This window comes from Legionella micdadei, from assembly GCF_000953635.1.
GTDB lineage: Bacteria > Pseudomonadota > Gammaproteobacteria > Legionellales > Legionellaceae > Tatlockia > Tatlockia micdadei.
Genome location: NZ_LN614830.1, coordinates 2,896,498 through 2,912,266, shown reverse-complemented (window position 1 = coordinate 2,912,266; position 15,769 = coordinate 2,896,498). Strand labels below are relative to the sequence as shown.

Genomic DNA, 15,769 nt, shown 5'->3' with positions numbered 1-15,769 from the left:
TCAATAGCAGTTTGACTTATTGGTGTCATTCGAAACCCGCGGCTGGGTGAGCCGCGGGATTATTAACCGCTCATCGTCTTAAATTACTGAGCGCCACTGGCACTAGAAGCTGAAGAAGAACCTGCGGCAGTGAAAGTAGGGCTCGGTTGAGAAGCGCGAGCGTTCTGTATTAATAACATGGTATTGGTCAACAAAATGCGCTCTTGCTGTTGACGGCTTAAATAGAGTTGATAATTAATCTCCGCAAGTAAAATGGCCATTTCTTTTTGCACAGTTGCTGCGGAAGCATTGTTAATTTGAGATACCCATTGGGTATTCGGGCTGTTATCGGTGTTGTAAAGGCGCCAAGTGGCCATAGTGAACTCATTTAAGGCTTGGCTTGTTATCTGGCCTGATTGGCCTGACGTATTGCCACTTAGATTTTGGGGCAATCTCTTTGACAAAATATAATAGAGGTTAGCAACCCCAACCGAACTTTGGGCAGCGTAAATCCTGATACTATTTAAATAGTTGGCTAAAGTTGCCTGAGCTTGAGCTTGTTGTACTGGGTTATTTGTGTTTTGTGTTTGTAACAACAAGGCATCATAATCATTGCGATTGGGCATGGGCATTGGTGAGACCGCACCCGTAGCATAACGAATGAAATTCGCGGCTTGTTGTTCAGGACTTGTTGCAACCAGGCCTTGTTGCTGAGTGTTACTGCCTCCGGGTATAAGTGGTGATGCGCCCGCTGAAGTTGGTGTGCCTGTCCCTGCTGTGGCTTGCGGTGAATAAAGCATAGGGGTAATCAAACTATTTACGTTTAATTCAGCTAAAAGTGGCTGTACCTGATTATAAGTAAAATAATTATTGGTATTCGGCAGAGTTCCCACTGTATTCATTATCACTTTGTTCGTATTCAACATCCCTTGAGGATAAGTACAAGAGACAATTTCTGTTTGAGCATTATTCAAGCAATAACTGGGGTCTGGTGTTGATAAAATATTTAAAACTGCCTGACTGACGGGATCAGTTTGATAAGGGGGTTGATCAATCAACGGTGAAACTGAAACAGTGTCCTGGGCAGCAGTCGAATAGGGTGATGGTTGGGAAAAAGTGTAGTTTGCAAAAGCGTTTAACGAGGTAGCATTAGGAATGTTCGGTGAAACAGTGTTTGAGACTATCGGCGATGAGTTAGGTACTGCAGAATTGATCAGTAACGCCCCTAAGTAGCTGTTAATAGTGAAATTGGAAAAGAGTTGTGTCTGGGCGCCATTGTTAATTAAAGTTTGGCTAATTGCTATGGGTTGTTGATTACCGCTCGAATCGGTACTGGAGGGGGGGCCTTGTAAATTATAACCCAAATAAGCACCTAAATTAAGTAGATAATTAGTCAGATCATTTAAACTCTGGTTAGCTGAATTATCCGAAGCGAAAGCAGACGTTGATGTGGCAAAAAATAAAACCCCAGGTAACACTATGCGGCTTAACGATTTCATTATTCATCCCCTTCAAGAGCGCGAGCAACAAGTTTTAATCGATATTCAGAGAAAACACGAGCTAATAATCGTAATCGTTCAAAGACTATGTTTCGTTTAAGGAAAAAACCGGCGGGATCATGGGTTCCCGTGCTCGTTTCTTCTGCGTGAATTAAAATTCGAGAGGCGCTGCCCGGATGTACTGTATCTATCGCTTGGAGTAGGCGCAAACCTCTACCCGATTTAATATTGCCTACTAAACGAATAAAAATATCTTCTTGAGCGAGTGCACCCATGTCAATTTTTTCGATATCATCCAACTCTTTACCTAGTTGAGTAATTGCGGCTTCTAATTCAGGGTCGCCGTCAAGGGTCCAGTCTTCGACACTCTCCATGAACGTAATCACTCGATAGATCATCGGGTCTACGTAGTCGTACCAGTATTTTGCTGATGCTTCATGGCTTAAATCGGGCATTTTTTACTCTTTTTTTACTCTGGTATTCATTGATGGACGATAGGTATTCTAACTACTATAGTATAGTAAGAAGAGTAAAAGTCTATTTATAAAAAGTAAATTTTATGAAAAAGAAACAAAGTTCCAGAATAGTTACAATTTTATCGAGTATATTTAATTTAAGGGCGTGGATAGATTTTGATCGCCTTAAATCATTTACGACCTATTTGGTCAATGGTTTTAAAAAAATGTTCGTGCCACAGAAACTTACTGGCCCTGGAGAATCTTTTGAGGATGCTATGTCAAGATTAAACATAAGCGAAAAGGATCTTCAAGATAAAAAAACAGCTCTATACCGTTTAAGTCTGTTGATGTGTGTAGCGGCGCTATTTATCTTTGCTTATGCAATCTACCATTTGGTTTATGGAGGTTACCGGGCAGTGATAATTAGCCTGGTAGTAATGCTAATTGCTTTGGTTCTGGCTTTTCGATACCACTTTTGGTATTTCCAAATCAAGGAGCGAAGATTAGGTTGTACTATGCAAGAATGGTATCGGAAAGGTCTGTTGGGTGAAAAATGATGAAAAAAATAGTTCTGATCATGCTGTCCTTGCTTTTCCCAGCATTGGCTTTTGCTTCATCCTCTACTTCGACTGGTTCTTCGTTGAGTTTTGCTCCTCCGCCAAGTGATGTTTCCGTTATTTTCTTAGGCAACATATTTGGTATTGTGGATGGCGTGCTACACGGTACTGGTAGCCAAATCATGGGCAGTATGTTTGGTGTATTCAACTCCGCCGTGTTAGCACTTGGCGGTATCATCATTATGTACACGTTGTTGGTGTCCACCATGAATACGGCCCACGAAGGGCAAATGCTAGGCCAAAAGTGGTCATCCATATGGGTGCCCTTACGTTCTACTTTAGGTCTGGCCCTACTTATCCCCAAAGGCACAGGGTATTGTTTAATGCAAATTTTTGTGATGTGGATTGTGGTACAAGGGGTGGGGGCAGCTGATAAAGTATGGGGTGCCGCTTTAAGCTATTTAAACCGGGGAGGGGTTATTGTTCAGACCAACATGACTCCATTCTCTTTGACGAGCAATGCGTCGACGTCAGTTGCCCAAGGTGCTTCAACGATTCTTGCAGGACAAGTTTGTATGCTGGGGCTGCAGAGTGTGTTAGAAAGTTATCAAAAACAATTTCAAACCGCTAAACAAAATGAATCTGGACCTTGTGCTAATTCACCTTCGGGAGTAATGCAAGATTTTTGTAACTCGCAAGTGCCCGATTTCTTAAGCACCGTCAATGCGGTGACAGTTCAAAGTACAAACACTACCAATACGACACAAAATTATTCTGTACAAATGCCTAATTTCGCTAGCGGCCCTTATTCATTCTTAAATGGTATCTGCGGTACAATCACTTGGGCTCCGTTTAATCCCAGTACAATAAGCTCAATTTCCACATTGAGTCAGACGGATATTCAAACCGCCCAGCTTTCAAGAGCAACGGCGGTTCAACAGATGTATCTTGATTTATCGACCGTTGCACAAATTATGGTAAATAATGATCCAGAATTGAATCAGCAACAAAACACTCCTCCCAATAATACACCACCTACTACAGCAACACAACCTTTTGGGATACCTCTCTTAAACTCAGGTACGCCTTGTACGACAGTAAGTGCTAGTTGTACTTCTTGGGGTGCGCCAACGAATAATTCATCAGCCCTATTTAGTGGTAGCGAGTTTTTAGGGGCGATTGCCGATTACAATGGAATTATGCTGCCAACACTTAATTTGATGCAGCAGGCGAATAATGCCACAAACGCAAACAACCTACGCTCGTTTATCCAGCAAGCAAATTCTCAAGGATGGATTTTAGCGGGTAGCTATTTCTTCAATCTAGCTCTTTTAAATGCCTCTGCAATAAATAACGCAAACCTCACCGATTCCAATACAGGTCTTGATGGTAGTTCGTTTGATGCAAGTTTACCCGGCTCAGCATTTGGCAGTAATGGTAATTTAGGATGCTCAGGAAACTACGCCAATTTATGTGTTTGGTTGACTGGCGGTATCCCGAGCCAGAAGTTACTTAAAGACGCATCAGACTCTGTTGCAAACGTAATTAGCTTGATTAATGGTTCAGGCGTTGTACCAACCCTTTCTACGCCTACTTTTAATGCCACTAGCACTAAAGCAATACCCCCTCCTGGTGCTAACACGGTTTTTGGTTTTGTTAACAATTCCAGCATGGTTAATTTGCCAGGACAACCAGGATTGACTCCTCCGCAGTTTGCAATGAAGTTTAATATCGACATTAATCTTGGCCAGTTCCAATTGCAATCTCAAGATTTCCCTTGCGGAACAGTTAAGATTATGTTCTTTAAATTCTGCTTAGGATCATTACTGGGTAATGTTTTCTACAACCTGATTATTAAGAACCTGTTTAATTTCTTCTTAAGCATGGTTGCACCAGTGATTAATGCTGTCATCATGAGCTTCCTTGCCGCTCCTTTGCTCGCTATTGCGCAGATTTTCCAACAGGGGGTTGCGATTATCCAGCAGCCAACTGTTAATCCAGTTGTTGCGCTGGCAAATATGGGTGTGAACTATATTAACTTTGCTAATGACCTATGGGTTCTCTTGATCGGTTTGTCAGTCACAACAGTCATGATCCCTCTCTTCGGAATCTTTATCTTCCCTCTGATTGCATTAGCCATGCCCCTTTTGCTTTCTTGGATGGGAGTGATGGTCGGGATAGGCTTTATCACGGCTTACTATATTCCATTTTTGCCGTACATGATTTTTACATTCGGTTCGATAGCCTGGCTCATGGCGGTTATCGAGGCAATGGTTGCAGCGCCTATTGTCGCTTTGGGGGTTACTCATCCTGAGGGGCACGAGGCTTTTGGTAAGGGCGAGCAAGCCATCATGATTATATTGAATGTCTTTTTACGTCCTGCGATGATGATTATTGGTTATATCGCTGCAATAGCTCTTTCCTATGTTTCGGTATGGATTATCAATGCAGGTTTTGCCAATGCGGCAGCCTTTATTCAAGGTACGGCTACAGGCCTGCAATGGAATTACAGTGCGCAGAATAACTTGCAAAATTCTTCAAGTTGGGCGCAAGATATGAAAAACGCAGGACAAGCTGCAGGACAAGCTTTCCAAGGCAATACCGCATCTTCAGGTGGTGCTGCTGGCCAGGCTGCTGCCAATGCTGCAGCACAAGCTGCTGCCAATAACTTCAGCTCAATGAGCACGGGTTACAGTGGATGGGCAGGCATTTATGGCTTCTTCTTTGCTGTCCTAATCTACACGACGATGTACCTGATTGTGGTGCAAAAGGCGTTCACGTTAATCACCATTCTACCCGATAGGGTATTGCGCTGGATTGGTGGACAGCCTGAAAGTTACGGGGGTGAAGCCGCTCAATGGGGTGAAAAAGCGGAAGGTAAGGTAGAAGCCGGTGGTAAGGAAACAAGTAAGGCAATGGCTACCCGAGATTCACAATTGCAAGGTTATGGTGAAAAAGGAATTGCCAAACTTAAAGGCGGTGCATCTAAAGGTAAAACCGATGTTAACCTTGGCCCCGATTCAGGTCCAAGTTAAGGTGAAGATGAAAATGAAGGCCTGGTATCCAGGCCTTTTTTATTTGGGGAGAAGTGGTTCGATCTCGCGCCGTATTTTTTTGAAAGATGTTGTGGGTAGATAGCGCTTTAAAACTCTTCCCTGCGTATCAACTAAAATTTTAGTGAAATTCCAAGGAATGAATTTCCAAGGTTTTTTTTCAATATGGTTTGCGAGATAAGAATATAAGGGAGCCCGATTTTTTCCTTTTACATCAATTTTGGCAAATAGAGGAAAAGTGATACGGAAGCAACTTTCGGCAAAATGTTGGATTTCTTGATTGGTTCCCGGCTCCTGATGTAGAAATTGGTCGCACGGGAATGCAAGTATATTGAATCCTCGATCCTTAAATTCACGATAAAGGGTCTCAAGCTCTGCATACTGCGGGGTAAAGCCGCATCGACTTGCTACATTCACGATAAGCAACACTTGTCCTTTGTAGTGGTCTAACGTGATGTTTTGCCCATCAATGGTTGTAACTTCAGTTGCATAAATATTCTGGGTTAAGTTTGTACTCATATTCTTCCTGAACAGGCCTTGAGTTAAGTAGTGTAATAAAACCAAGGTCTGTTGACAATTTGAAGAAGTGATCTATGGTCAACAGACCTTAACCTAAAAAACTGCAAAAGGTTAGCTGCTTAACTCACAATCTCAACAGTCCAGCAGTTACCTAAGGACTGTCACTATAGTTGATGTGGGTGTAGGCACAAAACAGGATTCAATGGCTTGATTTTTTAGGAACCCGGCTATTTCAAGGGGCGTGCCAATCTCAGGGGCTACTGCATGAATATTTGCTTTCTTTTCAATCAGCTGTGCGCAAAGTCGTTTTTGCTGATTACAAACAGCGAGGTGTAAAGCGGTGATCCCCTCATTGTTGCAGAGATTAACATCGATATCAGTGTGAGCTAAGAGATATTCTGCGACATGCCATTGATGGCTCATGCATGCAGTCAGTAAAAGCGTATTACCGTCTTTGGTTGTGGCATTGAGGTTAGCTCCTTTTTCTAGCAGTGCTTTGAGAACCTCCAAATGACCATTTTCGCAAGCGATAAAAGCAGCCCCAAACCTTTTGGAACAAGAAGATTGATTTGGATCGGCCCCTAAAGCTAATAACTGATTCACTTTAGAAAGATTGCCTCGTTGTGCCTCGAGGTAAAGTAGGCCGACGCCATCACAATTGGTCATCTTAACCCTTTGTTCATCAATGCGAGCAAATTTTCCGAGACAATCTTTTAATTGTTTAATATTTTTTGATTCAATACTAGCTGGAGTGATGAACTTAATTTTCATTAGACAAGTATCTTGGTCTGCAAAACAGTCGAGTACAGCTCCTGCGATAGAGGCGTTACCGTAACTGAGATAATAATCATCCGTTTCGCCGTCTAAATCATTGATATCGGTGACTTGCCAAAGCCTGGTTTCGATATCGTAACTGATAAAGATATCGTGGTCGTGTGATTCAATACAAAGGCAAAGTGGTTGAATCGCACTAATTAACGGCTCCAGTGCCTCAAATAACTCAGTGATTTCTTCTTCATCTAAAATTACTACTTTTTCGAAACTGTGCAATCCGCCAATCTGTTGAGCGTGATCGCTGAAAAGAAGCTTGTGCTCAATATATCGAGAATAGTCAAATGCCGGTTTAAATCCAGAATATTGAAGTTCACAAACTTTAGCAATTGAAGTCAGGAACTCTTTTATTGAATAAAGTAAAAGATCTTTCTTATTCCCTTTCCTAAGGGCGATCTTTAATATGGCAGAATCGATATCTCGAGCAAGATAACCCATGCTTTTATATTTCCCTATTGTATTAAGGATTTTATAAAAAATATCTTGTTTGTTACTCATGAAAGCCATTGCTAAAAGAGCATCAAAACCTATACAAGGTCCATTACCAAAATTTATTTCCAGTTTTGAAGAAAGGGTTATTAATTTATAAAGAGAAAATCGCATATATTTCGCACAAAGAAGATATTTTTTGCGATTATATAGTCAAAAAATTAACAAAAAATTAAGTAATGCGTCCCTCGAGGCGTTCGGAGGATCTAGCGTTCGTGAAGGAATCATGGATTCGGCGACAACCACTGAATGTTGTAGAAGGGAAACTACTAGTTTTTACTCTTGTCCTGTGTGGGTGGAGAATACCCTTGACGTTGCCTAGTTACTTTTTCTCATTCTCTAAATACCTATCAACATACTTTGGTAGATGAGTTTGGTTTGCTTCGTTGCCGTAATATAAAGGTAAGGAGTGAAGTAATTCGGGGGTATAATAGGTATGTTGTTTGGGGAAATATTCAAAAAGTAACTGAACTTTCCCTGCGGTTTCGTTGCCAGCGATTTCGCTAATAAATTCAAGCGCTAAATCAATTCCACTTGATATACCTCCTGCCAACCAAATTTTGTCATTTTTAACAATCCGTTCTTCCACAATGTGTACATCTGAAAGCAGAATAGCTTCGGGGAGGGCACGCCAATAGGTGGTAATGGATTGATGATTAAGGAGGCCTGCTTTGTGGAGGAGAAACATCCCGGTACAAACTGAGAGAATATACTCGGCATTTTCAGCTTGTTTTTGTATAAAAGAGATAATTTCTTTATTTTCAATTTCTTTAAGTCTACCAGTTCCTCCAGGGATAAGAAGATAATCAATTGGGGGGGAGTTTTTGAAATGATAATGGGTTTTTAGAGTAATATCATTCATGCATTGGACATAACTTTCTTGCTCAGAAATTAAGTACATTTCGATTGGGGCTTTTAAAGTATTTCTCCAACAAGCAAATACTTCCCAGGGACCCAGGATATCCATCGCTTGTGCATTCTCATAAACAACCACCCCGAATGTTTTCATTCCATGCTATCCTTCGAAATACCCGTTTATATATAAATGGTTGCGTGTTAGTTCACTTGATATATTTTTCTACAAGCAGAATTGTCTACACGATCCGTTTTTACACTGTAATAATTCTCTCTCTCAATATTTGTACAAATGATATCTTGATTTAGAAAATTTAAACACATTGCTAAATGTTGTCCTGCACATTCAGGGAAAATGCCCTCATGATGGATGGCGGTATACCTTTCATTCTGCCATTGTTCAACGGATGAGGTAAAGTAAGTGGTAAAATTACTAAGTAGCCCATTCTCGTCCAGCTTAAAGATTTTCATGGCTGGGTTATTATAATGGATACGGCTAATCGAAGGTGTTGAAAAAGCATAAATCGTTTGAGTTTGATCCAGGTTAATCCTTCTGATTTCCTCCATATGGGAATGCGAGGTCAGCAATGTGATCTGTTGATAATTTGCTTGGTAACGCACAAGTAGCTCGACAAATCGATTTAGATAGGCTTCTTCCCAATAAGGGTTGCCTTGATAGTCTTTTCCTGGCGGTATGTGCATTGCGATGAGAAGTTGTTTTGCCCGGTGTTGTGACAATTGGTTTTCAAACCAAGCCAATTGGGCAAAAGCGTCTTTCTCCTGATTTGGATACTTAAGCAAACGTGATGATAAATCGGTAAATTGTACCGAATTTAGAGCTATGAGCATTATTTCACGGTTATTTGGGATAACATAACTGGAGTAGTATCCGCTATCATACATATGCTCTTTGTTGATGAGCAGATTTTCACAAAAGGCACAAGCGCCACTCCATTCTGTTGCGAGGCTGAGTGGAGAATGGCCGTTATCTGAGAAAGGTTGATAATTACCAAGTAAAGAATCATTATTGCCCGTTACATAGAACATTGGTTTTGCGCTTCGATTAGCTTCATATAACGTCTGGAAGACCACTTTTTCATAAATTTCTTTTTTTGCACGGAGATAGTAACCATGTTTGGGCATATCGCCCAAATTGATTATAAAATCGACATCTTCGGCAAGTTGACTAAATTTGTTCATTGCCAGTTGCAATAAATTTTCGCCAGTGTCATGGCCTTCGCCTGAGGTATTTTGATGACCGTAATGAATATCAGAAATGGTTAAAAAGCGTGTGGATGCAAAGCTCGTATGGATTAGTAGGATAAGAGCTATTATGCGAAAAATGAAAGGGAGCATAGGGTTTATTAGAATTTAGGAAGGAAAAAATGCTAAACGAATTACTGTGTTTAAGCAAGGGAAGGTAATTTCTTATTTGAGTGGCTTTATCAGTAGGTATGCCAACGCAAAGGGGGCGTCCAATTTTTCACTATCGTTGGTACTCCTTGGTACCGGCGATAATCAGTTTATAAATCCGTTCTGAGATAATTCCTTGTTCGAATTTATTTTTTGCATCAACGGTCATGAGTTGTCCACGTTGGCGCACGAGTTTTCTTGTCATGGAGGTCACATCGTTGGGATCGCCTTCCAGCAGGGTATCACGTACTTCTTCATCAAATACCAAGTATTCGCGTAAGGCAACGCGTTTGCCATCAACGGTAGGTACTAACTTCTGCCATATGCAAAGTCGTATGGTCTCTAAGATATCAATTGTTCGTCCAAGTCGCTCTTCACCTGCAAACGAAGTTACTAAACGGCGCATTGTCTCAGCCACTCCGGAAGTGTGCAGTGTGGTGTAGACTGGATGACCGGTTAATGCAGCTTCAAGCGCTGCGCTGATTGTTTCAGCATCCCGGCATTCCCCTACCATGATTAAACGGGGTTTTCGTCGAAGGGCATTACGTACCCCATCGGCAAAGTCGGGCAAATGACGGGGAATTTCTGATTGGCTCACCACCGCTGAAATGGTTTCAATTTCATCGTAAACGAACTCGATAGGTGCCTCATAAGTCAAAACTTTACGATGTGAATCTTCGTTCTCAATGAGTTCACGAATGATGGAAGCTAAAAGCGTAGACTTACCGGAACCTGTTGCGCCAGTGATAAAGACAATTCCCTCCTGAGGCGCGATAGCTTCCAGAATATTTTGCGGTAAATTCATTGTCTCTAATCGAGGAGGCGTCGTAGGAATAGTTCTTAATGTAATCTGAATAGCATCGTGGCCTTCGACTAAGCAGGCAGTGGCATTGACTCGATAGCGATAACGTACGCCGCGATTCGGACGGAATTCATAGTGCGTATCAATGTCTTTACCCGAAAGCAATTGAGTCGTGGCGTTAGGTCCATAAATGGCATTAATTAGATCGCCAAGCTCCGTGTTTGAAAGACGGCGATTCGTGATTCGCAACAATCTTCCATATACCTCGGCATAGATAGGCTCGCCTGTCTGAATAGTAATATCAGAGGCATTGAGATTCTCTGCGTGCTGTAGCATTTTATCCATGAAAACTGGAGAAAAACGCGTCGGCTCGTCTGGCATTAAATTAACGTTAGTCATGGTTTATCAAATTAATACTTGTCACGATCAGTTGTATTCACAGGCGCTATGACTGGCTGCCATGCTTTGCTAGTAATTATAATTTTAGTGTTTTGTGCTAATTTTTCCATATTTTTGAATTTTTCCAGTGCATTTTCATCTTTAGCAACAGGAGCAATCCATTCCTTAGCGTTAACATTAAGAAGAGGAAGTGCAGTGATACGTAACACTCTGTCATCAATATGCAATTCATTCGTATCGCCTGTAACTCCCAAATCAGTGTGGGAAACGTAGGGCGGTGAAACCATATTCATCGCTAATAATTTTCTATACAAAATCATTCCTGTGTAATCTTCTTTGATACGGGCGATACTTTCTTCGAGGATAGTGGCTGCTTGCTCAATACCGTTTTTCCAGCCTTTTTCAACATAATAATCCCAAACTTGTTTTTCCCTTCTCGTTTTTGGAAGTAAAGCAGCATTAGGGTATTCAGGTTGTTGGTAGTCCATCCATAAATATTGTCGCCAGTTAGGAGGAGTAGTTACAAAACGTGCCTGTTTAGCAATTTTATAAGTACGATTAGAAATACGAATTGTTTGCGTGTCTGCCAAGTTAAACGCATTGCGTCCTTCAAGTAACACCGGCGGCAAAATATTGTGTTCAAGCATAAGGGCATTAAAATCATAAATTGCGTCAAGCTTACGTGCCAACCGGGTTAATTGATCGTCAATCATTCGTGCGCGCCAAGCTAACCCAGATTGAGCACCCAAGCTCAGTGCCGATTCCTTGAGGGCTGTTTCTCTAATTTTGCTATTTCTTTTCTTTTTACGGGACTTTTTCTTCTTATGCTGAACAGTTCCCATAGCTTTCAACCCCGCGAGCGAAGCGGTGTTGCCTGGGAGCTGATCGGTATTGGTGCGGCTACAGGCAACTAATAAGACCAAGCAAATGATAACTAGGTTACGAATAAATTTTGGCATAGCGTAATTCAACAACTTGACTATTTGGATAAACATGGATGTTGGCTTTCTTTCCGGCTTGATAGTCAATATCACGCAAGATTTCGGCTAAGCTTTCATCCTTAATATTAAGATCAATTAAAACAGGAACTGCGGGCTCCTTGCCTAATACACGAAAACGAAAATGTGCTGCTTTGGCAATTCTTGCCGTTAACTCCTCAATAGGACCAGACCAGTCGACTGATGCTCGCGCTTGAAGGTTGTAAGCATTGGGAATAGTGAGAACATTATCCCGTTTAGGAGGCGTAATTACTTTTTCCACTTTTGCCATTTCCAGCATTGAATCGCTCACGGATACTGCCGCTTCTGCAAGTTTAATTGTTGCATCATCACTTGGCGCATTTAACGGCGGTTTCTTAAATATTTTTATGCCGCCGCATCCATTGAGCATAATTACAGTAATAATAAGGATGAAAAACTTGTTGATCATCTTATGAACTTTGAAATCGATAAGTATTGCACTGATTGAAACAGGAGCCTCGTTCCTTGTCAAGCAGAATAAGGTAACCTTCGCTGATTCGCCAGCGCAGCGTATGCGGTGCAGCTTCTGAGCGAATAAGGCAAAAAAAAAAAGATCATATAGACAGCTCTACTGTGCATTTTGAGTCTCATTTTGCATTCAAGTTTGTGTCTAAGATACTATACAGCCCTTGAATGGATAGATTGGAAAGGGACAAGCATAATCCGTTGTTTTCACTTTATGATTTTTTCGTAAAGCCCATAATAAACATTGCCGGCTTGTTTTGCTTTTCTCTCTTGCCAAACAAAGGGCTCGAGATGAGGTTTTTCTGCAGATTCAATATAAACCAGCCCCCCATTAACCAGTAAATTTGAATGAGCTAAGGTATCAAGACATTGGGGTAAGTACTTTAATGCAAAAGGGGGATCGAGGAAAACGAGATCGAAACATTCTGTTGTTTTTTGAAAATAGTCTTCCGCCTTGGCTTGAACTACCTGTAGGCAATTTGTATTAAATGATGAGGCAATTTGTTTAAGGTTATTGTAGGCTTTGGGTGATGATTCAACGAGCACGACCCGCTTGGCTCCTCGTGAAAAAGCTTCAAAACCAAGAGCGCCACTGCCAGCAAAAGCATCAAGGCAACGGGCATCACGAATATCGTGCATAAGCCAATTAAATAAAGTCTCTTTGATACGGTCGGGAGTTGGTCTTAAACCCTCAATGTCGGGAAAATGCAATTTTTTCCCTCGGTATTGCCCACCAATGATACGAACAGTCTGCTTCACATTCTACCTACTGCGATAACCAGCATTTTGTCTGGATGAATCTTTCTTTGTAAAGCTTCCCTGATTTGCGTCGTCGTGACAGTATTAATACGCTCAACGTAAGTATCGAGATAATCACTGGGTAAATGGTAGAAGGCGATACGCAGCAGCATATTAGCAATGCTGGCATTGCTCGATAAAGATAAGGGAAAGCTACCCATCAAGTACTGTTTGGCATCAGCTAACTCTTTTTCAGTTGGTCCATTTTTAAGGTAAGCAGCTAGTGTCTCTTGGGTAACCTTTAATGCGTTAGCGGCTTCTTTGTTTTCGGTGGATAAGCTGATTATAAAGGGACCATTCCCGGGCATAGGTAGAAATTGACTTGTAACGCCGTAGGTTAACCCACGTTTCTCCCTTACTTCATGAGCAAGTATTGAAACCAGAGCGCCTCCGCCTAAGATATAGTTGCCTACAGTAAGTGGGAAATAATCAGGATCATGATGGTCGATGCCAATTTCGCCTAACCGAAGTATCGTTTGTGAAGAAGGAAAATCGACTGCTATGTTCTCTCCTACCTTAAGAGGGGGCGCTTTAGGAATTGAGGGCGCAGGTTGCCCCTTGGGCAACCCTGTCATGATTTGCTCAGCGAATCGATGTGCTGTTGCGCTATCTATTGCCCCAACAATGACGACCACGGCATTTGATCCGACAAAATATTTTTTATGGAAATTTCGCACATCAGTGGTGCTCATGGCGAGGACAGTATCTTTAGTCCCATTAACAGGATGAGCGTAAGGATGATTTAAGTAGAGCTTTTCAAAGAGAATTTTATTAGCAACTTCTTCGGGTGATTCTTGCGTTTGCGCAATTGCCAATAGTTGTTGGCTTTTTTCTCGTTCAAAAGCATCTTTTGGGAAATCAGGTTTAGCGATAATTGTTGTAAAAATTTCCAATGCTTTTTTCATATCATTGGGTTTGGTCAGTGTTTTAAGGTTCAAAACAACCATATCCCGACTGTTTTCACTGACAAACTGAGCGCCTGTATCGGCCAAATGCTCCGCAACTTGTGTTGCATCCATTCCTGCATTGCCTTGATTAATCAAATTAGTAGTTAAGGTGCTAAGGCCAAATTGATTTCCATCGTAGGCAGAGCCTGCTGCAAAAGCAACACTGATATCAAGCATAGGGACTTCGTTGGCTTGGTAAAAAACGACCTGTGCGCCGTTTGTGGTTTGCCATTGTTGTGTTTTAAATGTATTGGCATGCAGCGGTTGTGTTAGGGCAAAAGCGAGACTTGCCCCTATAAATTGTTTTAATAAGTTTAATTTGAACTGTAACTTCATTCTTGTTCCTCGGGTGATAAAGGAATTAATCGGGCTTCTGTTATTGCATTATCATTGAAATAGCGTTGGGCAACTTGTTGTATTTGCTCAGGAGTAATGCTGTGAATAAAACTGGTGTAGTTGTCAGACGCTTTCCAGCCGAGACCTATGGTCTCCAATAAGCCTATTTCCATAGCTTGGCCAAAAATAGAATCCTTTTCAAAAGTCTTTTGTGCAATGATTTGTGTTTTAATCCGTTGCAATTCAGCCGGTTTGATGAGCTCAGTTTGTAATTGTTTAATTTCCTTGAGCATGGCAGCTTTCACTTGCTCTGGGGTATGGGATTGCGAGGGTGTGCCTAAAAAGATAAATTGCGTAGGGTAACGAGTATACAGATTATAATAGGTATTCGCATCGCTTGCTACATGCGTCCCACGGATGAGATTTTTAGCAAACCGCGCACTTTCTCCGGCACTTAGGATACTTGCTATGACTTCTAAAGCATAAGGTTCCCAAGCTGTTTTCGCTGTTTTTGTGCTAGGAACGGGATAGCCAAACATTATTAAAGGGAGTTGTGCTGGTGCATAAATTTCTACTGCTTTAGGACCTAAAGGCGGCGGCTCAACTTGGGGTTTGCGTTCGTAATGCGTTTGTTTACTGATTTGACCAAAATGCTGTTTGGCTAATTGGTATACTTCATCGGGATTGACGTCGCCAACCACAACCAATGTTGCATTGTTAGGCGCATAAAACCGCCGATACCAGGATTTCACATCTTGAATTGTCATTTGGTGTAAATCGCTCATCCAACCAATGATGGGATGATGATAAGGTGCTGTCAAATGAGCAGCAGCTAAATAACGCTCAAAAGCCAGTGCTTGTGGGTTGTCATCGGTGCGTAAGCGCCGTTCTTCCCGAATGACTTTAATTTCTTTCGCAAATTCCGCTTCATCTAGCAGCAGGTTTTGCATGCGGTCAGCTTCTAATTCGAAACTAATCGGTAACTGATTAGCTGCAATTTTTTCAAAGTAAGCAGTATAATCATAGTTAGTAAAGGCATTTTCTTGGCCCCCTACAGCAGCGATTGTTCTCGAAAAAATGCCGAGCGGGTATTTCTCAGTTCCCTTAAACATAATGTGTTCTAAGGCATGAGATATTCCGGTTATGCCACCAGGCTCATCAGCAGATCCTACGTTATACCATACCATGGATACAGCAATAGGCGCACGGTGATCTTCCTTTACCAGCACTTTTAAGCCATTATCCAGAGTAAATTCTTTTACTTGGCTGAATGATTCACAAGACAAGGCTGCTAGAAGAATTAATAATAGGATGCGCACAGATTAACTCCAAAGCAAAAAAAGTGATAGA

The 15,769-nt window shown here is 41.6% G+C and carries 14 protein-coding genes; 2 read left to right on the top strand and 12 right to left on the bottom strand.

What is annotated here, in order from left to right; genetic code table 11:
- Positions 1-83: 83 nt before the first annotated feature.
- Positions 84-1,478 carry a type IVB secretion system protein IcmX gene (gene icmX / locus LMI_RS12980; protein WP_045100166.1) on the bottom strand — a complete coding sequence of 465 codons (1,395 nt, stop codon included), beginning with the start codon at positions 1,476-1,478 and terminating at the stop codon, positions 84-86.
- Positions 1,478-1,933 (bottom strand): type IVB secretion system protein IcmW, encoded by a 456-nt coding sequence (gene icmW, locus LMI_RS12975; protein ID WP_045100165.1) that lies wholly within the window; start codon positions 1,931-1,933, stop codon positions 1,478-1,480. Before icmW ends, icmX begins: the two co-directional genes overlap by 1 nt.
- A 104-nt stretch (positions 1,934-2,037) precedes the next feature.
- Here icmW and icmV point away from each other — a divergent pair, with 104 nt between their 5' ends.
- Complete coding sequence (gene icmV / locus LMI_RS12970; protein WP_045100164.1) at positions 2,038-2,493, top strand: type IVB secretion system protein IcmV; 456 nt, start codon at positions 2,038-2,040, stop codon at positions 2,491-2,493.
- Entirely contained in the window at positions 2,493-5,528 is a 3,036-nt protein-coding gene (dotA, locus tag LMI_RS12965; RefSeq protein ID WP_045100780.1) for a type IVB secretion system protein DotA, read from the top strand. Before icmV ends, dotA begins: the two co-directional genes overlap by 1 nt.
- Positions 5,529-5,567: 39 nt before the next feature.
- Here dotA and LMI_RS12960 read toward each other — a convergent pair whose 3' ends face one another.
- From LMI_RS12960 to LMI_RS12915, 10 genes are all read right to left on the bottom strand, one after another.
- Positions 5,568-6,065 (bottom strand): glutathione peroxidase, encoded by a 498-nt coding sequence (locus LMI_RS12960; RefSeq protein WP_045100163.1) that lies wholly within the window; start codon positions 6,063-6,065, stop codon positions 5,568-5,570.
- 147 nt (positions 6,066-6,212) lie between these two features.
- Positions 6,213-7,499: an ankyrin repeat domain-containing protein gene (locus LMI_RS12955; RefSeq protein ID WP_045100162.1), complete on the bottom strand. Its 1,287-nt coding sequence runs from the start codon at positions 7,497-7,499 to the stop codon at positions 6,213-6,215.
- 208 nt (positions 7,500-7,707) lie between these two features.
- Positions 7,708-8,394 (bottom strand): DJ-1/PfpI family protein, encoded by a 687-nt coding sequence (locus LMI_RS12950; protein WP_045100161.1) that lies wholly within the window; start codon positions 8,392-8,394, stop codon positions 7,708-7,710.
- Between the two features lie 47 nt (positions 8,395-8,441).
- Positions 8,442-9,596 carry a metallophosphoesterase gene (locus LMI_RS12945; RefSeq protein WP_045100160.1) on the bottom strand — a complete coding sequence of 385 codons (1,155 nt, stop codon included), beginning with the start codon at positions 9,594-9,596 and terminating at the stop codon, positions 8,442-8,444.
- Positions 9,597-9,726: 130 nt separating this feature from the next.
- A complete protein-coding gene (dotB, locus tag LMI_RS12940; protein WP_045100779.1) occupies positions 9,727-10,836 on the bottom strand; it encodes a Dot/Icm type IV secretion system ATPase DotB in 1,110 nt (369 codons plus the stop codon).
- 29 nt (positions 10,837-10,865) lie between these two features.
- A complete protein-coding gene (locus LMI_RS12935; RefSeq protein ID WP_045100159.1) occupies positions 10,866-11,813 on the bottom strand; it encodes a type IV secretion system DotC family protein in 948 nt (315 codons plus the stop codon).
- The gene (dotD, locus tag LMI_RS12930; RefSeq protein WP_045100158.1) at positions 11,794-12,282 is read right to left on the bottom strand and encodes a type IVB secretion system lipoprotein DotD; all 489 of its coding nucleotides are present in this window, start codon (positions 12,280-12,282) and stop codon (positions 11,794-11,796) included. The genes LMI_RS12935 and dotD overlap by 20 nt, the downstream gene beginning before the upstream one ends.
- 263 nt (positions 12,283-12,545) lie before the next feature.
- The gene (gene rsmD / locus LMI_RS12925) at positions 12,546-13,097 is read right to left on the bottom strand and encodes a 16S rRNA (guanine(966)-N(2))-methyltransferase RsmD (RefSeq protein WP_045100157.1); all 552 of its coding nucleotides are present in this window, start codon (positions 13,095-13,097) and stop codon (positions 12,546-12,548) included.
- On the bottom strand, positions 13,094-14,419 hold the full coding sequence (locus LMI_RS12920; RefSeq protein ID WP_082050751.1) for a M16 family metallopeptidase: 1,326 nt from the start codon (positions 14,417-14,419) through the stop codon (positions 13,094-13,096). Before LMI_RS12920 ends, rsmD begins: the two co-directional genes overlap by 4 nt.
- Positions 14,416-15,738 carry a M16 family metallopeptidase gene (locus LMI_RS12915; protein WP_045100156.1) on the bottom strand — a complete coding sequence of 441 codons (1,323 nt, stop codon included), beginning with the start codon at positions 15,736-15,738 and terminating at the stop codon, positions 14,416-14,418. The genes LMI_RS12920 and LMI_RS12915 overlap by 4 nt, the downstream gene beginning before the upstream one ends.
- Positions 15,739-15,769: the final 31 nt, after the last annotated feature.